19 protein-coding genes are annotated in these 20,993 nt (G+C 71.1%); 9 read left to right on the plus strand and 10 right to left on the minus strand.

Annotated elements, in window-relative coordinates:
• Positions 1-7 precede the first annotated feature (7 nt).
• The 3 genes from ACFVTC_RS14680 to ACFVTC_RS14690 form a co-directional block, all read right to left on the minus strand.
• Positions 8-190 (minus strand): SPOR domain-containing protein, encoded by a 183-nt coding sequence (locus ACFVTC_RS14680; RefSeq protein WP_028804678.1) that lies wholly within the window; start codon positions 188-190, stop codon positions 8-10.
• Positions 191-561: 371 nt separating this feature from the next.
• Complete coding sequence (locus ACFVTC_RS14685) at positions 562-1,314, minus strand: GntR family transcriptional regulator (RefSeq protein ID WP_168530035.1); 753 nt, start codon at positions 1,312-1,314, stop codon at positions 562-564.
• Between the two features lie 147 nt (positions 1,315-1,461).
• Complete coding sequence (locus ACFVTC_RS14690) at positions 1,462-2,649, minus strand: DUF4190 domain-containing protein (RefSeq protein WP_390126936.1); 1,188 nt, start codon at positions 2,647-2,649, stop codon at positions 1,462-1,464.
• 412 nt (positions 2,650-3,061) lie between these two features.
• Here ACFVTC_RS14690 and ACFVTC_RS14695 point away from each other — a divergent pair, with 412 nt between their 5' ends.
• On the plus strand, positions 3,062-4,174 hold the full coding sequence (locus tag ACFVTC_RS14695; protein WP_390126937.1) for a pyridoxal-phosphate dependent enzyme: 1,113 nt from the start codon (positions 3,062-3,064) through the stop codon (positions 4,172-4,174).
• 157 nt (positions 4,175-4,331) lie between these two features.
• Here ACFVTC_RS14695 and ACFVTC_RS14700 read toward each other — a convergent pair whose 3' ends face one another.
• Entirely contained in the window at positions 4,332-7,808 is a 3,477-nt protein-coding gene (locus ACFVTC_RS14700) for an NACHT domain-containing protein (RefSeq protein ID WP_390126938.1), read from the minus strand.
• Between the two features lie 142 nt (positions 7,809-7,950).
• Here ACFVTC_RS14700 and ACFVTC_RS14705 point away from each other — a divergent pair, with 142 nt between their 5' ends.
• The gene (locus ACFVTC_RS14705) at positions 7,951-8,175 is read left to right on the plus strand and encodes a hypothetical protein (RefSeq protein ID WP_390126939.1); all 225 of its coding nucleotides are present in this window, start codon (positions 7,951-7,953) and stop codon (positions 8,173-8,175) included.
• Positions 8,176-8,316: 141 nt separating this feature from the next.
• On the opposite strand, the gene ychF is transcribed toward ACFVTC_RS14705, so the two are convergent.
• Positions 8,317-9,405, minus strand: a complete 1,089-nt coding sequence (gene ychF, locus ACFVTC_RS14710; protein WP_168530030.1) for a redox-regulated ATPase YchF — start codon at positions 9,403-9,405, stop codon at positions 8,317-8,319.
• Positions 9,406-9,787: 382 nt separating this feature from the next.
• On the opposite strand from ychF, the gene ACFVTC_RS14715 reads away from it, so the two are divergent.
• Positions 9,788-10,192, plus strand: a complete 405-nt coding sequence (locus tag ACFVTC_RS14715; protein ID WP_390126940.1) for a DUF6542 domain-containing protein — start codon at positions 9,788-9,790, stop codon at positions 10,190-10,192.
• Positions 10,193-10,393: 201 nt separating this feature from the next.
• Here ACFVTC_RS14715 and ppgK read toward each other — a convergent pair whose 3' ends face one another.
• Both ppgK and ACFVTC_RS14725 read right to left on the minus strand, forming a co-directional pair.
• A complete protein-coding gene (ppgK, locus tag ACFVTC_RS14720) occupies positions 10,394-11,143 on the minus strand; it encodes a polyphosphate--glucose phosphotransferase (RefSeq protein ID WP_168530029.1) in 750 nt (249 codons plus the stop codon).
• Positions 11,144-11,172: 29 nt separating this feature from the next.
• On the minus strand, positions 11,173-12,222 hold the full coding sequence (locus ACFVTC_RS14725) for a 4-hydroxy-3-methylbut-2-enyl diphosphate reductase (RefSeq protein ID WP_390126941.1): 1,050 nt from the start codon (positions 12,220-12,222) through the stop codon (positions 11,173-11,175).
• Between the two features lie 141 nt (positions 12,223-12,363).
• Here ACFVTC_RS14725 and xseA point away from each other — a divergent pair, with 141 nt between their 5' ends.
• The 3 genes from xseA to ACFVTC_RS14740 all read left to right on the plus strand — a co-directional run bounded on the left by xseA (position 12,364) and on the right by ACFVTC_RS14740 (position 15,024).
• The gene (gene xseA / locus ACFVTC_RS14730; RefSeq protein WP_390126943.1) at positions 12,364-13,572 is read left to right on the plus strand and encodes an exodeoxyribonuclease VII large subunit; all 1,209 of its coding nucleotides are present in this window, start codon (positions 12,364-12,366) and stop codon (positions 13,570-13,572) included.
• 9 nt (positions 13,573-13,581) lie between these two features.
• Positions 13,582-13,815, plus strand: coding sequence for an exodeoxyribonuclease VII small subunit (locus ACFVTC_RS14735; RefSeq protein WP_168530026.1), 234 nt, complete (start codon positions 13,582-13,584; stop codon positions 13,813-13,815).
• A gap of 618 nt (positions 13,816-14,433) precedes the next feature.
• Positions 14,434-15,024 (plus strand): malonic semialdehyde reductase, encoded by a 591-nt coding sequence (locus ACFVTC_RS14740; protein WP_153288830.1) that lies wholly within the window; start codon positions 14,434-14,436, stop codon positions 15,022-15,024.
• A 133-nt stretch (positions 15,025-15,157) separates the two neighbouring features.
• Here the strand turns inward: ACFVTC_RS14740 and ACFVTC_RS14745 are convergent, their stop codons facing one another.
• The gene (locus ACFVTC_RS14745; protein ID WP_390126944.1) at positions 15,158-15,676 is read right to left on the minus strand and encodes a DUF4245 domain-containing protein; all 519 of its coding nucleotides are present in this window, start codon (positions 15,674-15,676) and stop codon (positions 15,158-15,160) included.
• A gap of 125 nt (positions 15,677-15,801) precedes the next feature.
• Between ACFVTC_RS14745 and glpX the strand changes: the two genes are divergently transcribed.
• The gene (gene glpX / locus ACFVTC_RS14750) at positions 15,802-16,833 is read left to right on the plus strand and encodes a class II fructose-bisphosphatase (RefSeq protein WP_153288832.1); all 1,032 of its coding nucleotides are present in this window, start codon (positions 15,802-15,804) and stop codon (positions 16,831-16,833) included.
• A gap of 222 nt (positions 16,834-17,055) precedes the next feature.
• Here glpX and ACFVTC_RS14755 read toward each other — a convergent pair whose 3' ends face one another.
• Together ACFVTC_RS14755 and ACFVTC_RS14760 are read right to left on the minus strand one after the other, a co-directional pair.
• Positions 17,056-17,427, minus strand: coding sequence for a WhiB family transcriptional regulator (locus tag ACFVTC_RS14755; RefSeq protein WP_148010269.1), 372 nt, complete (start codon positions 17,425-17,427; stop codon positions 17,056-17,058).
• 200 nt (positions 17,428-17,627) lie between these two features.
• Positions 17,628-18,320 carry a DUF1707 domain-containing protein gene (locus ACFVTC_RS14760; protein WP_390126945.1) on the minus strand — a complete coding sequence of 231 codons (693 nt, stop codon included), beginning with the start codon at positions 18,318-18,320 and terminating at the stop codon, positions 17,628-17,630.
• 232 nt (positions 18,321-18,552) lie between these two features.
• On the opposite strand from ACFVTC_RS14760, the gene ACFVTC_RS14765 reads away from it, so the two are divergent.
• On the plus strand, positions 18,553-20,220 hold the full coding sequence (locus ACFVTC_RS14765; RefSeq protein ID WP_390126946.1) for a fumarate hydratase: 1,668 nt from the start codon (positions 18,553-18,555) through the stop codon (positions 20,218-20,220).
• 242 nt (positions 20,221-20,462) lie between these two features.
• Positions 20,463-20,819 carry an SH3 domain-containing protein gene (locus ACFVTC_RS14770; protein WP_390126947.1) on the plus strand — a complete coding sequence of 119 codons (357 nt, stop codon included), beginning with the start codon at positions 20,463-20,465 and terminating at the stop codon, positions 20,817-20,819.
• The last annotated feature ends 174 nt before the right edge of the window (positions 20,820-20,993 follow it).

Genomic DNA, 20,993 nt, shown 5'->3' on the forward strand with positions numbered 1-20,993 from the left:
CGGGCCGTCACCTGCTCCCGTTCTGCCCGATCCGCTCGACCCAGTAGAGCTGCTTGTGCCCGCGGTCGTCGAGGCTGTCCGCGATCTTCTGGGCCTCGGCCCGGGTCGCGTACCTGCCGACGCGATAGCGGTTGCCGTTGTCGTCCTGCCGTATGACGAGCCAGGGAAGAGTGATCGTGCCGTCGTTCATCGAACCCCTCCACTCCCCGCCCCCGGCCGGCGCCGTAACCCGCACTCCAACGAAACCGCACTCCGCATATGCCCGAGCCTACGCCTAACCTTCACGCAGCGAATACGGCTTTTCACAAAGAGGTACGCAACCGGCCAGTACAGAGGGGGCGCGTGCCTGCGCGTGCGCCGTCGACCGCCGTCCGTGCGCCTGTCAGGCAGCGCGAACGCCGCCCTCGGCACGGCATTTGAGAAAGGCCAGATTCCAACCGGCGGCGCAGGAGGGCCACTTGGCGACGGACGTGACCACGCAGTGGGCGGTGGCGGTGGCGGCGCAGGCCGCAGCCGCGGCTACGGCTACGGCTACGGCTACGGCTACGGCTACGGCTACGGCTACTTCACAGGCAGGTGGTACGCGACGCGATAACGGTCCGCGGGCACGACGATGTCGGCCGTCTCGACCGGACGCCCGGAGGCGAAGTACGTCCGCTGGATGACCACGACCACGTGCCCGGGCACTCCGCCCAGCGCGAGGAGCTCCTCGGCGAGACCAGGGCGGGCGCCCACTTCCTCCGTGACGTTGTCCACGATCACGTCGATGGCGGCCATCCGCTCCACGACGCCCATGCCACCGAGCGGGCCCTCCTCGGGAAGCATCACCGGCGTACGGCCCGTGACGGCGAGGGGCTCCCAGGACGTGGAGAGCATCATGACCTCGCCCGCGTCCCGGAACACGTACTTCGTGCACATCACGCGGTCGCCGGGCCGAACCGAGAGCCGCTCGGCGATCGCCCCGCTCGCCTCGGCCTGCTCGCTGCGCGACTCCCAGGTGCCGCGCACGGTCAGGTCGGCCTGCTCCTGCCGGAACGGGGTGGCGCCGCTGTCCGGCCGGTACCCGGACCGGGAGACCCGCCGCGGCACCGGCCGCTCCCGCACGTACGTCCCCGAACCCGAGCGCCCCTCGACCAGGCCCTCCGCCATCAGCACCTTGCGCGCCTCCAGCGCGACCGTGTCCGAGACCCCGTACTCCTCGCGGATCCTGGCCTGTGACGGGAGGCGGGTGTGTGGTGGCAGTGAACCGTCGACGATCTTCTTGCGGAGATCACCCGCGACGCGCAGGTACGCCGGCTGCTCACCGAAAGTCACTGGCCGCTCCCATCAGATTGTACAGACAGCAACAGCCTGGCAACCGTGGGTTGTGCCATGCAAGCGAAGGCCAGAGAATCACTCGATGTGATTACTTATGACTGCCGAGGGCTTTGCCCAGGCACTTTCTCCCCGCTGTAGCCCGTGTCACACCTCGGCGCCGCTGTCGCCCGGCTCGTCGCCCTGTCCGCCCCCGTCCGTGCCGTCCGGGGGCGGAGTGGTGGCCAGACCCAGAACCTTGCGTGCCGTGACCGTCCTGCTCGGGTCGATGAGCTTCAGGCCCTTCTCGTAGTGGGCGTAGAAGGTGTCCGCGTCGGAGGCGGCGGCCGCCTTCGTCCACTCCTTGCGCGACGCCTCGATGTCCTCGACGAGGGCCGCGACCGGCTTCCCGGCTGCGGGCGGCCAGCCATGGCCGCGCAGCAGGCGCGCCTGCTCGTCGAGCGCGCCGGAGATCCTGACCGCCCATGCCTTGTGACCCGGCAGGTCGTCCTCGACGTACGCCTTGTCCGGTGCCGTGTCCATCGCCTGGTTGAGCACGTCCGCGGCCCGCAGATACGCCGTCTGATCGGCGTTCAGTGTCAGGGAGTCCCTGCGCAGCGATCCCGTCAGCCCGCTCTTGCCGTCCGTGTTCCCGAACATGCAGGTGACCGCGCGGTCGCCACCGCTCCAGCTCTCCCGGGTGGGCGTGAAGTAGTACACGTCGACGTCGTCCGGCACGGCCCAGGCGTCCATCGCGTACGAAGCCCGAAGCGCGTAGCACCTGGTGTCGGCGGCGTCGACGACACCGCTGTCGCCGGGGTAGTCGCCGCCGCTCATCCTGAAGTCCGCGAACACCTCGGCGTCGTGCCGTCCGGCGCACGGCACCTTGTCGACGTCGTACGCCGTTCCTTCCAGGGAGCCGCCCGGCGCGTCGAAGCAGTCGCCCTTCCTGAGCGAGAAGGCGCTGCCCGTCGAGTTGCCCGCGCCTTCCTTGAAGCCGTCCCAGAACTCGCGCGGGCCGCCGGTGGCGAGGGCGAGCACGAACACCGCGATGCCGAGCGTGGACATCACCATCCCGGTCACCGCCATCGCCGTGCCCCGCTCGCCCCGCTTCCTGATCTGCACGAGCGCGACGATCCCGAGCACGAGACCGACGGCCGGAAGGAAGCAGAGGAAGCCGAGCACGAGGGCGGAGATCGCGAGCCCGTTGAAGGGCGCGGGGCGGTTGTACGGGGAGTAGCCCTGGCCCCAGGTCTGGTACGGGCCCTGGGGGTAGGGAGGCGGGTACGGCCCCTGGCCCGGCGGTGGATACGGGCCCTCGGGCTGATGGGGGCCGGGCGGCGGGGGTATGGCCACGGGTTGCGTTGCTCCTTGTCCGGAAGAGGTCGTGCGCTGCCGACGCGGGAAGTCGTGCCGAGCCGACGCGGGAAACGGCGTGAAATACCGCCGACCGCGAAAAACCGAGCCGCTGTAGCACTGGTGTCCGAGGAACAGGTGACTGACGTACGGCTGGGCGCATCGTAAGCGGGGCGGGGGCGATGGCGGAATGCCGGTCACTGACACGACGATCCGGGCGGTCGACGGGCTGACGGCCCGCGGGGCTGGGACGGTGTCCGGCGGAACGGGTTCTCGGGGGCCGGGTCCAGGGGACCGCGACGAGACTTCCGGCATTCCCGTCTCTGACCGTTCCCGCCCGTCCCCGCCTCTTCCCGGGAACGGTGCGAGAGCCCTGCCACGACCGGCCGTCGTGCGCGCATAACCTGCGCTCATGACAGCTTTGCGGGATTGCTTCTGCCCGGCGGACGGTACGCGCGTCCCCGGCGGCTCGCTCGACTGGTGCTGCCCCGTCTGCCGCGGACCGCTCGACCTGGACTTCGCGCCGACCCCCGCGTCGCTCAAGTCCCTGACCGGGCGCGTGAACTCGCTGTGGCGGTACGCGGAGTGCCTGCCGCTGTCCACGCCCACGGTCAGTCTGGGCGAGGGCCGCACCCCCCTGGTGACGCTGCGCGAGGGCGCCGTCTCGGCCAAGCTGGACTTCCTGATGCCGACGCTGTCGTTCAAGGACCGCGGCGCCGTCCTGCTCGCCGAACTGGCACTGCGCCTGGGGCCCCGGCGGGTGCTCGCGGACAGCAGCGGCAACGCGGGGACGGCGATCGCGGCCTACTGCGCGCGGGCCGCGCTGCCCTGCACGGTGTACGTCCCCGAAGGAACGTCGCCGAAGAAGCTGGAGCAGATCGGGGCACACGGCGCACAGGTGCGTCTCGTGGACGGGGACCGGGAGACGGCGGCCCGAGCGGCGCGCGAGGCGGCGGACGAGCCCGGCACCTTCTACGCCTCCCACGTCTTCAACCCGTACTTCCTGCACGGCACGAAGACATACGTGCACGAGCTCTGGGAGGACCTCGGCGGACGCCTCCCCGACGTCCTCGTCGTCCCGGTCGGCAACGGGACGCTGCTCCTCGGCGCCGCCCTCGCCGTCGCCGAGCTGCACGGGGCGGGTCTCATCGACCGGCGGCCCGCGCTGTACGCGGTCCAGGCCGCCGCCGTGGCTCCGCTGGCGCGCGCCTGGCAGGAGGGCGCGGACGACCTCGTGGACGACACCCCCACGGCCCCCACCATCGCCGAGGGCATCGCCGTACCCCGGCCGCCGCGGGCCCGCCAGATCCTGCGTGCGGTCCGTGACTCCGGCGGCGCCTTCCTGACGGTGACGGAGGACCAGATCCGGCACGCCCAGCGCGACCTGGCGTCGCAGGGCCTCTACGTCGAGTCGACGGGCGTGGCGTGCTGGGCGGCCGTACGGGAGGGCGTCCTCGGGACACGGACGGCGGTGGTACCGCTGTGCGGGGCGGGGGCGAAGACGGGACTGGCCGCCGGGGAATAGGGCCGCCTCCGGCGTCGGCGTTCTCGGCCTCCCTCGACCTCCCTTGGCCTCCCTCAGCCTCCCTCGACCTCCCTTGGCCTCCCTCGGGCTCCGCCGGCCGGCCCCTACGCGGGCCGTTCAGCCACACCACGGTCCTCGCGCACCCCGCGGTGCCGGCTCAGGCCCGGTCGACCGGCGGGCGCACCCAGGCCAGCAGGCGACGAAGCAGCAGCGCCTCGTCCGCGTCGCGCGGGGCCACCAGCGCGGTGCGCAGGGCTCGTTCGGCCTGCGCGGCGGCGCCGGAGGCGAGCAGTTCCTGAACGGCCCGCCAGCGGGTCTCGGCACCGGCCTCGGGAGCCGTGGCCACCTGGCACCAGAGAGCGGCCGTCGCGTCCGGCCGCCCCTCGGCGGTCAACAGCGTGGCCAGGGAGACACTCTGGCCGGCCGTCAGGCGCACGGCCGCCCGCACCCGGCCGACGACATCGGCCGCCGCCTCACGGCCTTCCACGGCCAGCCACGCCGTGACCACGGCCTCCAGTTCGCGGCCGACCAGACCGGGGTCCGCCAGAAGCTCCTGGCCCAGCGCCCGTACGGCCCCCGCCTCACCGTATTCGGCCATCAGCGGCAGCAGCGCGGCCCGCAGGGCGGGCCCCCCGTACGGACGCTCGCGCAGGGCGCCGAGCACCTCGGTGCAGGCGCCCTCGGGGGCGAACCGGAACAGGACACGGGCGGCCGAGGTGAACTCGCCGTGCCCACTGCCCGGATGACGGAGCAGGCGTCGCGCCAGCGGCAGCAGGCCCCCCGCTCCGGCGCCGGCATCCGCCAGGTCCCGCAGCGCGGAGGCGTAGGAGTCCGGTGTCGCCCTGTGCCGGTCCAGCCAGCTGAGAACCTCCTCCGCGCTCTCCGGGCCGCCGGCCCGGATAAGCGCCATGGTCTCCAGCCCGAGGCTGTGCCGAGTGTCGGGGTCGAGATCGTGGAGGCTGAGCCGGACCACTTCCGCCGCCTGTCGCCGGAATCCGGCCCCGGAGAGGTCCATGGCGATGCTCGGACGCTCGTCCGAGTTCCACACTCGGTATCCGCGCAACAGCTCGACCAAACCGTCGGCCGCCCTCTCCCCCTCCTGGTCGAGCCAGCCGTGCACCGCCTCGTCGATCGAGTCGCTGTCCGTGCTGTTCTCGATGGTGTGCGCCAGCAGCGGGAGTGCCTCGTCGACCAGACCGAAGAGGAACAGCACCTGCGCCAGGGTGGCCTTGGCCCAGTCCCGGGTACTGGCGCGTCCGGCCACGGCCGCCTTGACGCGTGGCGCGGCCGATGGCCCCTCCAGTTCGTACCAGAGCTGCCCGGCCCGCTTGAGGGTTCCGCCGTTCTCCTCGTCGCCGGCCAGGACGGAGCACGTGAACTCGGCCAGACCTTCGGTATGCCCCAGCGCGGCGAGCTCCTCCGCGGCCGCCAGGCGGCTCCAGGAGGACGCCGTCGGCGAGGCGAGCGCGTCCGACAGCAGCCGCACCCGGAAGTCCGTGTCGGCCGGGGCGAGCGCGGCCAGTTCCCGGCAGCACCCCAGGGCGCTTTCCGCCGGGAGCAGCCGGCCGAGTTCCTGAAGCAGCGTGACCCCGTCGGAAAGCGACGCGACCTCCGCGTACGCCGCGGCCCCACCGATGCGCAAGGAGGGGTCGAGGCCGTCGGTCTCCGCGATCCTCCGCAGCGTGGCCGCGAGGCGACGGTTTCCCCGGAGCTGGGACAACTCCCGCAGCACCTGGCGGCCACGTCCGCGGTACCGGTGGACGTGGTCCGAGTCATGACCGAGGTCCACCACCCGCTCGATCACCGCCTGCTCCAGCGCCTCCCCCAGCCGCACTCCGGAGGTGATCAGCCGCAGTGCCATGATCCGGTGATCGAGGTCGCCGGCCAGTAGGTGCCGTACGACCAGGGTCACGTCGTGACCCGGGCGCCGGGCCCACAGGGCGAAGGTGAACAACACCCGGTTCCGGGAGGACGGGCTGCGGATGTCAGCGGCCCAGTCGTCGAGGCCCGGGAAGTCCGCGGGGATGCGGGCGGCCTCGTCCCTCGCGGCCAGGAACTCCGCGAACGACAGATGCAGGAAGGACAGCTCACCGTGGTCGTGGACGAGGGCGCCGCTCTGCGTGAGGAACTGGCCCAGTTCGTCGCGGGCCCCGTCCGGCCAGGCCAGGTCAGCGGGCAGGGTCGTGGCCAGCCACCGCACGGCGGCCTCCAGCAGCGGGGCGGAGGCGCTCGTGGTGCGGATCCGCGCCAGATGGGTGACCAGGCGATCCCGGTGGTCGAGGAGCCACTCGGCGAGCCGCTCCTGCCCGCGCCGCTGCCAGCGGGCCCGGAACCCCTTGTCCACCTCCTCCGCGCTTTCGCGGGCGGTGGCGATGTCGGCGAGGAACTGCTCGTACAGCGCGACCCGCCCCCGCGGGAGCGGCGCGTCGGGGTTCCGGCTGCGGTGGGCGGCGGCGATGGTCGTGAGCAGGGGCACCTGGAGCACCTCGCCGAGACCGGCGTGCCCGACCTCCTCCAGGAACGCGCGGGCCTCAGCGGCCGGGTCACCGGCTTCCTGGGCGGCGAACCAGCCCTCGGCGAAGGCCAGTTGCTGCGCGGAGTCGAAACCCGCGAGTGTGTAGAAACCCATGGTCGACAGGTCACGGAAGGGCGTCAGTTCGTCCTGGGGAAGTGGCCTGGAGGTGATCAGGAGCCGGAACGCGCCGTGCGGCCGGACCTCCCGGGCCAGGTTCTGGAGGATCAGCTGCCGGTCGTCCGGCGAAGCGACCTCGTCGAGACCGTCGACCACCACCAACCAGCGCACTCCGTGCGGCCGCACGGCGAACCGGTCGGCGAGCACGGCACTGCGCAGGGTGCCGGTGCGGCCGGCGGCGTCGCTGAGCTGTTGGTGGAAGGGACGGCGGGTCTGCAGGTCCGTCGCCGCGACCCGTAACGGGACGACCGCCTCCCGGCACCAGGGGTCCTCCGCCCCCTCCTCGCGCAGCCAGTACCGGGCGATCTGCCGGACCAGATGGCGGCCGAGCGTGGTCTTGCCCGCGCCGGGACCACCGGTGACGAACAGATGGTCGTGGGAGGACAGCGCGACGGCCAGGGTCGGTACCGGCCCCGTGGTGCGTGGCGTGTGCCCTGCCGCGTTGTCGGAGAGCGGCTGGAGATCCTGGTCGATGTGGATGTGGGAGAGCGGGGGCTTGCGCACACCCAGCAGGTCGTACGGGAACTGCTCAGCGGCCTCCGCCTGGCTGGCCAGCAAATCCTCGAGCCAGGTATCGGGCCACGGAATGCCGGGCCAGGCCGCGGAAGCGGTGCCGGGCTCCGCCCGCCGGGCGGCCCGTTCACGGCGCTCCAGCGCGAACCGCGCCCGACCCCAGACTTCGGCGACCGCCTCCCGGGGCAGCCCCAGTGCCTCGGCGAACTGCTCGGTGGTGGACAGCTCGTGAAGCCGGCGGGCACCGAGGATGTCGTAGACCGGGTTCTTGTGCGGCGGCGGCACCCGGCGAGCTGGACGGCGGGCGGAGAGAAAGGCGTTGGGGGTCCCGTGCCCCGCGGCCCGCAGCGCCGCACGGAACCACTCCGCCAGTTCCCGGAGTTCGGGATCCGGCTGGCCGCCGGTCGTGACGGGCCTTCCGCCGCCCATGTACTCCCCCTCGCCCGGTGATCGGTTTCCCCAGAGTTTCCCCACGCTAGAGGGAAACCCCGGCCGACGCGAAGAGTTGGCGGCACCGGCTCACCTGCCGGGAACGACTCGACGACTCGACGGCAGAAGGAGAACGGACGCGATGATCAGTGCGGTGAATGCGGCTGCGGGCTCGGCGGGCGAGTACGCGTGGCTGGTCGTGGTACTGCCCGGGGTGGTGCGGTGGTGGGTGCGCCATCGGACGGAAGAACGCCGCGACTGGGAGCGTGAGCGCGAGTACACCCGGCGGGTCGAAGCGGCCGTGGCCGGTACGGAGTCCCGCCACCGTGCGGAGGTCGTGGCCGCCTGTGCCCGCCTGACGCGCTAGCTGTACTGATCAGGATCGATCACGAGCGTTGTCACGACTCCTCCAAGCTGAAGTCCTGCAGACTGCGGACTGCGGACTGCTGCGGACAGCACGACGGCCTGACCCGCATCACCACAGGTCAGGCCGCCTCTTGGTACCCGGTCACACGTTGAAGCGGAACTCCACCACGTCGCCGTCCTGCATCACATAGTCCTTGCCCTCCATGCGGGCCTTGCCCTTCGCGCGGGCCTCGGCGACCGAGCCGGTCTCGACGAGGTCGGCGAAGGAGATCACCTCGGCCTTGATGAAGCCCTTCTGGAAGTCGGTGTGGATGACTCCGGCGGCCTCGGGGGCGGTGGCGCCCTTCTTGATGGTCCAGGCGCGGGATTCCTTGGGGCCTGCCGTCAGGTAGGTCTGCAGGCCGAGGGTGTCGAAGCCGACGCGGGCCAGGGTGGCGAGGCCGGGCTCCTCGGCGCCGACCGACTCCAGGAGCTCCATCGCGTCCTCCTCGTCGAGCTCGGCGAGGTCCTGCTCCAGCTTGGCGTTGAGGAAGATCGCCTCGGCGGGGGCGACCAGGGCGCGCTGCTCGGTCTTGAAGTCCTCGTCGACGAGCTCGTCCTCGTCGACGTTGAAGACGTAGAGGAACGGCTTGGTGGTGAGCAGGTGCAGGTCGTGCAGCAGTTCCTCGTTGCCGGAGCCCTGGACGATGCCCTGGGAGAAGAGGGTGTCGCCCTTCTCCAGGATCTCCTTCGCCGACTCGACCGCCGCGACCTTGGGAGCGATGTCCTTCTTGATGCGCGACTCCTTCTGGAGGCGCGGCAGGACCTTCTCGATCGTCTGGAGGTCAGCGAGGATCAGCTCGGTGTTGATCGTCTCGATGTCGTCCTTGGGCGAGACCTTGCCGTCGACGTGCACGACGTTCTCGTCCTTGAAGGCACGGATGACCTGGCAGATGGCGTCCGACTCGCGGATGTTCGCGAGGAACTTGTTGCCCAGGCCCTCACCCTCGGAGGCGCCCTTAACGATGCCCGCGATGTCGACGAAGTCCACCGTGGCGGGGAGGACGCGCTGCGAGGCGAAGATCTCCGCCAGTTTGCTCAGCCGGGCGTCGGGGACGCCGACCACGCCGACGTTGGGCTCGATCGTGGCGAACGGGTAGTTGGCCGCGAGCACGTCGTTCTTGGTCAGGGCGTTGAACAGGGTCGACTTGCCGACATTGGGCAGACCGACGATTCCGATCGTGAGCGACACGTTGCGACTTCCCGTACGTGAGGATGGGCGAAGGGCCCTTGGACTGCTCGGGCCGATCCACCAGTCTACGGCGTGCGCGCTCCCGTACCGGCGACCTGTCGAACGCATGGCCAAGGTCCGCTCATCGGCGTGTCTGAGGAGCTGTTCCGCACATAAACCGACCTAAGTTGGTCCAGTGGAGCAACACAGGACGCGCCCCCCTCAGTACCGGCAGCGACGCGACGCGCCTCTTCCCGCCCAGGCCGGGCGGAGCGCGTCCGTCGGCCCGCAGAAGGGCGCGCCCCCCGCACGGCGGCCCGCGCCGCTGCCCGCACGGAGCGGACCGCGGCTGCCGAACCCTCGACTGACCGGGCTAGGCAGTGGGCTGTTCTGCGGTGCGGCGATGTTCGTCCTCGGCTGTCTCGACGAGTTGCTGTTCGGGGCGTCGCCCGTTCTGTACGGCGTGCTGTTCCTGCCCGTGTGCGCGCTGACCGCGCTCTGGGTGCGTCGCGGGGACCTGGTCAGCGCGCCCGTGGTCGTGCCGATCGCCTTCGCGTTCGGGCTGCTGCCCCTGGCCGGCGGGGGCGGCGGCCTCAGCGGCCGTCTGATGGGGCTCGTCACCGCGCTGGCCACGCAGGCGGGCTGGCTGTACGGGGGGACGCTGGTGGCCGGGGTCATCTCGACCGTGCGGAAGGCACGGCAGATGACCCGCCGGGCCGCGTGGCGACGAGGCCGGGCCGCCGCCTCCCGCAGGGGCGCCGCACCCGCCACCACCCCCGCGTCGCGGTCGGCCGGACAGCTCGGCTAGGGCGTGTGGCGAAAGTCCCGTCGTCCGCCCGGAGGGCGTGCCAGGCGTCGCGAGGCGGACGGGACTTCCAGAACACGCCCTGGACCGTTCGTCGGATCATCCGGCGGGACGCGGGGGGCGGGCGGTCGGTCCGAAGACCCGCGCCCCCACATCCCGCAGGCCGGGCCTAAGACCCGCGCCCCCGCGTCCCGCAGGCCGGGCCTAAGACGCCGTCTTCGCGGCTCTCATCGCCGCGCCCACGATCCCCGCGTTGTTCTGCAGCTGGGCCGGGACGATCTCCGCCTTGATGCCCTCGATCAGCGGCAGGAACCTGTCCGCCTTGCGGCTGACTCCACCGCCGATGATGAACAGCTCGGGGGAGAAGAGCATCTCCACGTGGGCGAGGTACTTCGTGACCCGGCGCGCCCAGTGCTCCCAGGTCAGCTCGTTGTCCTCCTTGGCCTTCGTGGAGGCACGCTTCTCCGCGTCGTGGCCGCCGAGCTCCAGGTGGCCCAGCTCCGTGTTCGGGACCAGCTCACCGTCGACGAAGAGCGCGCTGCCGATGCCCGTGCCGAAGGTGAGCAGAAGGACCGTGCCCCGGCGGTCGCGGCCGGCACCGAACTGCATCTCGGCGACGCCCGCCGCGTCCGCGTCGTTCAGCACCGTCACCGGGAGGCCGCCGAGCCGGTCGCCCAGCAGGGCGCGCGCGTCCGTGTCGATCCAGGCCTTGTCGACATTCGCGGCCGTACGAATGGTCGCGCCGTCGGCGACCACTCCGGGGAAGGTGATGCCGACGGGCCCTGTCCAGCCGAAGTGACCGACGACCTCCTTCACGCCGTCCGCCACCGCGTCAGGCGTCGCCGGATGAGGAGTGAGCACTTTGTGGCGCTCCTCCGTCAAATCGCCGCGGTCCAGGTCCACAGGGGCGCCCTTGATCCCGGATCCGCCGATGTCCACACCGAAGATCTGCATGGCCCTACGTTACGTCGTACGACTGACAGTCACTTCTCGGAGATACCGGGAATAGCGGACGCCGCGGAGGAACCGGACACCGCGTCCGTCCGCTGCTCCACCAGCGCCGCCGCCTCCGCGCGCAGGTCGCGGCGCAGCTCCTTGGGCAGCGAGAAGGTGATCGACTCCTCGGCCGCCTTGACGATCTCCACGTCCTCGAAGCCGCGGGCCGAGAGCCACTCCAGGACCTGCTCGACCAGGACCTCGGGGACGGAGGCTCCGGAGGTGACGCCGACGGTCGTCACTCCGTCCAGCCAGCTCTCGTCGATCTCGTCGGCGAAGTCCACGAGGTGCGCGTCGCGGGCGCCCGCGAGTTTGGCCACCTCGACGAGGCGTACGGAGTTGGAGGAGTTCTTCGAGCCGACCACGATGACGAGGTCCGCCTCCTCGCCCATCTGCTTCACGGCGAGCTGACGGTTCTGCGTGGCGTAGCAGATGTCGTCGCTGGGAGGGGAGATGAGCTGCGGGAACTTCTCCTTGAGGGCGTCGACCGTCTCCATCGTCTCGTCGACGGACAGCGTGGTCTGGGAGAGCCACACGACCCTGGACGGGTCGCGGACCTCGACCTTGGCGACGTCACCGGGGCCGTCCACGAGCGTGATGTGGTCGGGCGCCTCGCCGGAGGTGCCGATGACCTCCTCGTGGCCCTCGTGCCCGATCAGCAGGATGTCGAAGTCCTCGTTCGCGAAGCGGACCGCTTCCTTGTGGACCTTGGTGACCAGCGGGCAGGTCGCGTCGATGGTGGCGAGCTTGCCGGCCGCGGCCTCGTCGTGGACGGCCGGGGCGACGCCGTGCGCCGAGAACATGACGATGGCCCCCTCGGGGACCTCCGCCGTCCGCTCGACGAAAATCGCGCCCTTCTTCTCCAGGGTCCGCACGACGTACTTGTTGTGGACGATCTCGTGGCGGACATAGATCGGGGCCCCGTACTGCTCGAGGGCCTTCTCGACGGCGATCACGGCGCGGTCCACACCCGCGCAGTAGCCACGGGGGGCGGCGAGCAGGACACGGCGGCCAGGCGAAGCAGTCATGCACCCCATCGTAAGGCCGCGCCCGGCAGGTCGAAGATCGCCTCCTCGGACGGACCGGTGGAGGAACGGGGAGGAGGACGCGCCGCCCGGCGGGCCCGCCTCCCGGTGCGCGCGGCCGGGTTGTCCGACCCTGCCACTACGCTCGGGCGCATGGCTCTGAACACGTCCGCGGACGCTCCCCTGCCGGTCGGTGAGGTGTCGCGGCTCATCGGGGGATGGATCGACCGGCTCGGCGCGGTGTGGGTCGAGGGTCAGATCACCCAGTTGTCGCGGCGCCCCGGCGCGGGTGTCGTCTTCCTGACACTGCGCGACCCGTCGTACGACATCTCGGTGAGCGTCACCTGTTACCGACAGGTGTTCGACGCGGTGTCGGACGTGGTGAGCGAGGGTGCCCGCGTCGTCGTACTCGCGAAGCCGGAGTGGTACGCGCCGCGCGGGCAGCTGTCGTTGCGCGCCACCGAGATCAAGCCGGTGGGGGTCGGTGAACTGCTGGCCCGTCTGGAGCAGTTGAAGAAGTCCCTGGCGGCCGAGGGGCTGTTCGCGGCCGAGCGCAAGAAGGCGCTGCCGTTCCTGCCGCAGCTGATCGGCCTGGTGTGCGGTCGGGCCTCGGCGGCCGAGCGGGACGTGCTGGAGAACGCGCGGCACCGCTGGCCCGCCGTCCGCTTCGAGGTGCGCAACGTCCCCGTGCAGGGGGTGCACGCGGTGCCGCAGGTCGTGCAGGCCGTGAAGGAGCTCGACGCGCTCGACGGCGTGGACGTGATCGTCGTGGCGCGGGGCGGCGGCAGCGTGGAGGATCTGCTGCCCTTCTCGGACGAGCAGCTGGTCCGGGCGGTCGCGGCCTGCCGTACGCCGGTCGTCTCGGCGATCGGGCACGAGCCGGACACCCCGCTGCTGGACCTCGTCGCCGACCTGCGCGCGTCCACGCCGACGGACGCGGCCAAGAAGGTCGTACCGGACGTCGGCGAGGAGTACGAGCGGGTGCGGCTCCTGCGCGACCGCGCGCGGCGCAGCGTCCGGTCCCTCGTCGAGCGCGAGGAGCGCGGACTGGCGCACACACTGGCCCGGCCCTCGATAGAGGATCCGCACCGAATGGTCGACGAGCGGACGGAGCAGGTCACGTCGCTCCTGGACCGCGGCCGGCGCACGCTCGGGCACCTTCTGGACCGCGCGGACTCGGAGCTGACGCACACCCACGCGCGCGTGGTGGCCCTCTCCCCCGCCGCGACCCTCCGCCGGGGGTACGCGGTGCTGCAGCAGGCCGACGGACAGGTGGTCCGGGACCCGGACGAGGTGACGGCGGGCGAGGCGCTTCGGGCGCGGGTCGCCGAGGGTGAATTCTCCGTACGAGTGGATGCATAGGGTGGGCGTATGACCGGCAAGGTGGACGAGGCGCTCGGGTACGAGCAGGCGCGGGACGAGCTGATCGAGGTCGTGCGCCGCCTGGAGGCGGGCGGTACGACCCTGGAGGAGTCCCTCGCCCTCTGGGAGCGCGGCGAGGAACTGGCGAAGGTGTGCCGCCGCTGGCTCGAGGGCGCACGGGCGCGGTTGGACGCGGCCCTGGCGGAGGAGGAGTCGCAGGACGGGGACGCGGGCGCCGAGTGACGTCGGACCACCACGCGGGACGCCCGCGAGGAACGCCCGCGAGGTGCGGACGGCCCCGGCGCCGGACGCCGCGGGTGACGCGGGGCCCTGGCGCATGACGCGGGGCCCGCACGCAGGACATCGCCCGCACGACGTCACACGCGTGACCTCGCACGCATGACATCGCGCACCTGGGAGTGACGCCGGGGCCGCGGCGTCCGGGCCGGCCGCCGGTCGGCACCTCGCTAGGTGCCGCCCCCCGCAGTCGCCCCTGCGGGTGCCGCCCCGCTGGGTGCCGCCCCGCTGGGTGCCACCCCACCAGTGGCCCCCAGTGGCCCCCGGTGAGCCCCCTCCGGGCCGGTGGCCCCCGCCGCGGTCGGAGCCCCCCCCCGGCCCCCGCGTCGCCACCACGTCGCGGCGTCCGACGCCGCACTCCGCACTGGTCTGGCCAAACTCCCTGGTGGGGAGCGCCGCGGCACCCTTTTTCCCGCTCACCGCCGTGGCGTTCCGCGGGGGCTCCCGACCTTGTGAAGCGGATCACCCGGCCCCTTTTTTGGTTGAAGCTTAAATATTCTCGGGTACTGTCGTACTTGCCAGCCGATCCCCACGGATCCACCGCACGTCCCGAGAAGGTTCCCCATGTCTCTTGTTCTTGACCCCGCCGCCCAGGACCTGCTGTTCCGCGAGGCCCGCACCGCGAACACGTTCACCGACGAGCCGGTGACCGACGAGCAGGTCCAGGCGATCTACGACCTGGTCAAGTTCGGCCCGACCTCGATGAACCAGTCGCCCCTGCGCATCACCCTGGTCCGCTCCCCCGAGGCCCGCGAGCGCCTCGTGCAGCACATGGCCGAGGGCAACCAGCCCAAGACCGCCACGGCCCCGCTGGTCGCGATCCTCTCCGCGGACAACGAGTTCCACGAGGAGCTGCCGACCCTGTTCCCGCACTTCCCGCAGGCCAAGGACGCCTTCTTCGCCGACCGCGGGGTCCGCGAGGGCAACGCCGCGCTGAACGCCGCCCTCCAGGCCGCCTACTTCATCATCGGCGTCCGCGCCGCCGGCCTCGCCGCCGGCCCGATGACCGGTCTCGACTTCGCGGGCGTCCAGAAGGAGTTCCTGGACGACGACCACACCCCGCTGATGGTCGTCAACATCGGCAAGCCGGGCGAGGACGCCTGGTTCCCGCGCTCCCCGCGCCTGGGCTTCGACGAGGTCGTCACGACCGTCTGATCCCCCCGGACACACGAGAAGGGCCCCCGGCAATGGCGCCGGGGGCCCTTTGTCGTCTGCCGCCGTCCGTCCTCACCCGCTGTCGCCCGCGGTCGTCCACCGCCGTCGACGGCCAGGAGGCGGCCGACACTGACTACGACATCTTCAGCGACCCGGCCATCTTCGCGAGCTGCGCGAACGACGCCGTCCCGGTCACCACCGTCGTCGACCCCTTGCCCCGCAGCACGAGTGCGTCGTACTTGTCGCCCTCGTACCGCTGCCACGTCCGGTCGCCGATCCGCTCGGTGCCCTTCGTGGCCGCGGCGCCCTGACTGGCCGAGTCGATGAAGACGGGCGCCCGCTGAGTGGACTGCTCGATCGCCACGTACTGACCTTCGGGGTCGTGGAAGCCCAGGTGCCAGGCGTCGAACTCGGCGCCGTCGTAGCGCACCGACGTCGCCTTCCACGTCCCGGGCAGCCCCTCGGGGGCCGCCACCGGATACGACGCCGCGCGACGCGCCGTGAGCAGCTCGACACGGTAGTCGACGCGCTTGAGGGGAGGCTCGGAGTCGTCGTGCGGGATGAAGATGTAGATGACGCCCGCCATGATCCCGATCAGGCCCAGGGAGAGAAGCATGTCCCGGACCGTCTGCTTGCCTTTCGTACCTGCCACCCCCCTATCGTCGCAGGTGCCCTGGCCTGCTCATCCGTGGGGCCCCCTGCTCATTTTGTCGGCCTGGCGATAGAGTCGGGGCACACCCTCATCCGGCCGTCGTCGTATCAGAAAGGTGCGCACCGATGACCGAGCATCACCTGCCGTCCGAACTCGAAGTGCCCTCCGAGGCCCCCGACCGAAATCTCGCCCTGGAACTCGTCCGGGTCACCGAGGCCGCCGCGATGGCCGCGGGCCGCTGGGTCGGCCGCGGCGACAAGATCGGCGCCGACGGCGCCGCCGTACGTGCCATGCGCACCCTCGTCTCCACCGTCTCGATGAACGGCGTCGTCGTCATCGGTGAAGGCGAGAAGGACGAGGCCCCGATGCTCTTCAACGGGGAGCGTGTCGGCGACGGCACCGGCCCCGAGTGCGACATCGCCGTCGACCCCATCGACGGAACCACGCTGACCGCCAAGGGCATGACCAACGCGATCGCCGTACTGGCCGCCGCCGACCGCGGCACCATGTTCGACCCGTCCGCGGTCTTCTACATGGACAAGCTGGTCACCGGCCCGGAGGCCGCCGACTTCGTCGACATCAACGCGCCCGTGTCGGTGAACATCCGCCGGGTCGCCAAGGCCAAGAAGTCCACCCCCGAGGACGTCACGGTCGTCATCCTCGACCGGCCGCGCCACGAGGGGATCATCAAGGAGATCCGCGAGACCGGCGCCCGGATCAAGCTGATCTCCGACGGTGACGTCGCGGGCTCGATCCTCGCGCTGCGCGAGGGAACGGGCATCGACCTGCTGCTCGGCATCGGCGGTACGCCCGAGGGCATCATCTCGGCCTGCGCCGTGAAGTGCCTGGGCGGCACCATCCAGGGCAAGCTGTGGCCCAAGGACGACGAGGAGCGGCAGCGCGCGCTCGACGCGGGCCACGACCTCGACCGTGTGCTGTTCACCGACGACCTGGTCTCCGGCGAGAACGTGTTCTTCGTCGCGACCGGCATCACCGACGGCGAACTGCTGCGCGGGGTGCGCTACCGCGCCGAGGTGGCGACGACCGAGTCGATCGTCATGCGCTCCAAGTCCGGCACCGTCCGGCAGATCACGTCCGAGCACCGGCTGAGCAAGCTGCGGGCGTACAGCGCGATCGACTTCGACCGCGCGAAGTAGCTCCGCGGACCGCGGGACCACCCCGTCGACCGTGCCCGGGAGCCACCGAGCACGACCACATCGGGCGAGGTACGCGCGGAGAACGTCCGGAGCGGTGCGTACGGGCTCCGGAGCGGTGCGTACGGGCACCGGAGCCGTACATACGTTCGGAGACCGGAGTCGTACATACGGAGAAGGGGCGCCCCCTGTGCGGAGGGGGCGCCCCTTTCCCGTGCGTCGCGGCTAACCGGCCGCTGCTATCGGGCCGCGCGCGGCCTTCTTGAGCTCCAGGTCACGGCGGCGGCGCCGGGCCAGCACCACCCGGCGCTCGGCGGCGGTGAGGCCGCCCCACACTCCGTACGGCTCGGGTTGCAGCAGCGCGTGCTCACGGCACTCGACCATCACGGGACAGCGGGCGCAGACGCGCTTGGCGGCCTCCTCGCGGGACAGCCGGGACGCCGTGGGCTCCTTGGACGGCGCGAAGAACAGGCCGGCCTCGTCCCGCCGGCACACCGCCTCCGTGTGCCATGGGGCTTCCTGATCCCTGTCCCGCACTGGCGCCCGCTGGGCCGGAACGGCAGCTACCTGCAGGGACTGATGCGGCGGTTGCAGCACGGTCTACTCCTGACGACGGCTTCGCGAGCGTGCCGGGCACCGCGGGAAATCCCGCCGCGCCCTCCAAGAGACGATGCAGCAAGGCCTACCCGCTGTGCGCGCGCCTATGCACTGAGTTCCAAGAGCGGAGCCGGTCGTTCACGACGGAGCGCACACGACACCGGCCCGGTGCGCCCCGGACGCCGTCGGGTCCACAGGCGTCAACGATCCAGGTGCTTGCGCAAACTCCGGTCCACCCGGTCCATCGCACGGTCGAGGATGTCCGCGACCAGCTTGCCGCGCTTGGGCCGCGCCTCGACGTTGCCCAGGATCGCCAGGCCCTCGACGTAGATCACGGGTGCGTCGGGGTCGCCCGAATCCAGCGTGTCCGCCTCGAAGTTGCCGAGGACCCCGCCTCCGCTGCTGCGCAGCGACACGTTCTCCGGGACGCGGATCTCCACGTTGCCGAAGACCGATATCGCCTTGATCGCGACCTGCTGGTACTCGAAGATCGCCTCGCTGAGGTCTATCTCGACGCTGCCGAAGACGGCGTACGCGTGAATGCGGCGGCCCGCGTGCCAGCGGCCCTTGCGCATCGCGGTGCTGAACACCGCCACCACGTTCTCGTCGGCCTCCGCCGGGATCGCGCCCAGCCGGGGGCGGTTGGGCGCGGTCGTGTACGCGGGCGTCGCGCCGCCCGCGTGGGCGGCCGGCAGGTCCCGGACGAACTGGTCGAGCTCACCGACCGTCTTGGTGGCCAGCACCCCTTCAACCCGCTCGGCGTGCTCGTCGGCCGTGAGGCGCCCCTCGGCGAGGGCCTCGCGCAGGATGTCGGCGATCCGGTCGCGGTCGGCGTCCGACGCACGCAGTTCGGCGTCGGCGGCACGGGTTTCGGTGCGCTTCTGAAGGTCCACGGCAGCAGCGTACCCAAACGCGATAGATCGCGACTAGGGGTGTGGATGAAGATGTGGACGGCGAACTGAGCCCTACCTCACAAGCCCACTGTCCGCGCCAGGTTCTAGGCTGGTGGACGCCCGCCGACGGAGGCCGGCCTCCGCCGAGTGAGCGTGGTCGGGCTCCCGGCAAGGGTCTCGGCGCCCCGGAGGCGAACCGAGCCCCAAGAAATCAAGTGAGGAATGGGCGAAGATGCCTGAGTTCGCGTACACCGATCTGCTCCCCCAGGGAGAGGACACCACCCCGTACCGGCTGGTGACCTCCGAGGGTGTCTCCACCTTCGAGGCCGACGGGCGGACGTTCCTCAAGGTCGAGCCGGAGGCGCTGCGCAAGCTCGCCACGGAGGCCATCCACGACATCCAGCACTACCTGCGGCCCGCCCACCTGTCCCAGCTGCGCCGGATCATCGACGACCCCGAGGCGTCGGCCAACGACAGGTTCGTCGCCCTGGACCTCCTGAAGAACGCGAACATCGCGGCCGCGGGTGTCCTGCCCATGTGCCAGGACACCGGTACGGCGATCGTCATGGGTAAGCGCGGGCAGAACGTCCTCACCGAGGGCGGTGACGAGTCGGCCCTGAGCCGCGGCATCTACGACGCCTACAAGAACCTGAACCTGCGCTACTCGCAGATGGCTCCGCTCACCATGTGGGAGGAGAAGAACACGGGCTCGAACCTGCCGGCGCAGATCGAGCTGTACGCGACCGACGGCGGCGCCTACAAGTTCCTCTTCATGGCCAAGGGCGGCGGCTCCGCGAACAAGAGTTTCCTGTACCAGGAGACGAAGGCCGTTCTCAACGAGTCCTCCATGATGAAGTTCCTGGAGGAGAAGATCCGTTCGCTCGGCACGGCCGCGTGCCCGCCTTACCACCTGGCGATCGTCGTCGGCGGGACGAGCGCCGAGTACGCCCTGAAGACCGCGAAGTACGCCTCCGCGCACTACCTGGACGAGATCCCGGCCGAGGGCTCCGAGCTGGGCCACGGCTTCCGGGACAAGGACCTGGAGCAGAAGGTCTTCGAGCTGACGCAGCGGATCGGTATCGGAGCGCAGTTCGGCGGCAAGTACTTCTGCCACGACGTGCGTGTGGTCCGCCTCCCCCGGCACGGCGCGTCCTGCCCCGTGGCGATCGCGGTGTCGTGCTCCGCCGACCGCCAGGCCGTCGCGAAGATCACCGCCGAGGGCGTCTTCCTCGAACAGCTGGAGACGGACCCGGCGCGCTTCCTGCCCGAGACGACCGACGAGCACCTCGACGAGTCGGGCGACGTCGTCCGGATCGACCTCAACCAGCCGATGGACGACATCCTCGCCGAGCTGACCAAGTACCCGGTGAAGACCCGCCTCTCGCTCTCCGGCCCGCTGGTCGTGGCCCGGGACATCGCGCACGCCAAGATCAAGGAGCGGCTCGACGCGGGCGAGGAGATGCCGCAGTACCTGAAGGACCACCCGGTGTACTACGCCGGTCCCGCCAAGACGCCCGAGGGCTACGCGTCCGGCTCCTTCGGCCCGACGACGGCCGGCCGCATGGACTCCTACGTGGAGCAGTTCCAGGCGGCGGGCGGCTCCAAGGTCATGCTCGCGAAGGGCAACCGCTCCGCGCAGGTCACCCAGGCGTGCGACGCGCACGGCGGCTTCTACCTCGGCTCGATCGGCGGCCCCGCCGCCCGTCTCGCCCAGGACTGCATCAAGAAGGTCGAGGTCGTCGAGTACGAGGAACTCGGCATGGAGGCCGTCTGGAGGATCGAGGTCGAGGACTTCCCGGCGTTCGTCGTGGTCGACGACAAGGGCAACGACTTCTTCCAGGATCCGGCTCCCGAGCCGACGTTCACCCACATCCCGGTGCGGGGTCCCGGGATGGCGTAGCTCCCCAGGGGCGGCGGGGACGGACATCGCCCCCGCCGCCTCCCTCGGTAGCCTCCCGGCGTCCCGGGCGGCCGTCCCGGGACGCCCCCGCCGCGCCGTTCACGCCTTCACCTGGTGTCCCATTTCGTCCCAGGAACAGCGGGACGGCATCTTTGCGAGCTTTGCCGTGAACACTCCGCAATGACCGGATCACAGCCTGTGATCCGCGGGTCATCTCGGAGGGAAATAGCATGATGAGTCGCATGTTGCGCAACGGTCTCGTGGCCGCGGTCGCGGCCGTCGCCGTCTTCCCGGTGACGGCCGTCGCCTCCACCGCCCCGGCCGCGCACACTCCCGGCAGCCACCACGCCGCCCACCACGTCGTCCATCACGTACGGGGCCGTGTGACGACCCACCACACGCGGCTGCTCGTCCGCTCCGGGCCGGGCACGGCCTACCGGATCGTCGGCTCGCGTCCGGACGGACGACCGGTGGTCATCTCCTGCAAGAAGCGCGGGTCCGCCGTCCGGGGCAACCACCGCTGGTACCGCCTGGCCCACCACCGGGGGTACGTGTCCGCGCACTACGTCCGCACCGGCGGCGCCGTCCGCTGGTGCTGACGGGCGCGCCGACGCCCGGCTCCTGAGTTCCGACGCCTCCTGACGGGGTGGGGGTCCGCCCCGTCAGGAGGTCCTACGAGTCGATCAGCCGACCACCCGACCACCCCACCGGTGCGGGACCCGCAGGTCAACTTCCCCTCATCATCCGGTTCGCATTCGGGCGACCCTGGTGTG

The sequence above is a fragment of the Streptomyces sp. NPDC057950 genome, from assembly GCF_042887295.1.
In the GTDB taxonomy this organism is placed as follows: Bacteria; Actinomycetota; Actinomycetes; order Streptomycetales; family Streptomycetaceae; genus Streptomyces; species Streptomyces kaempferi.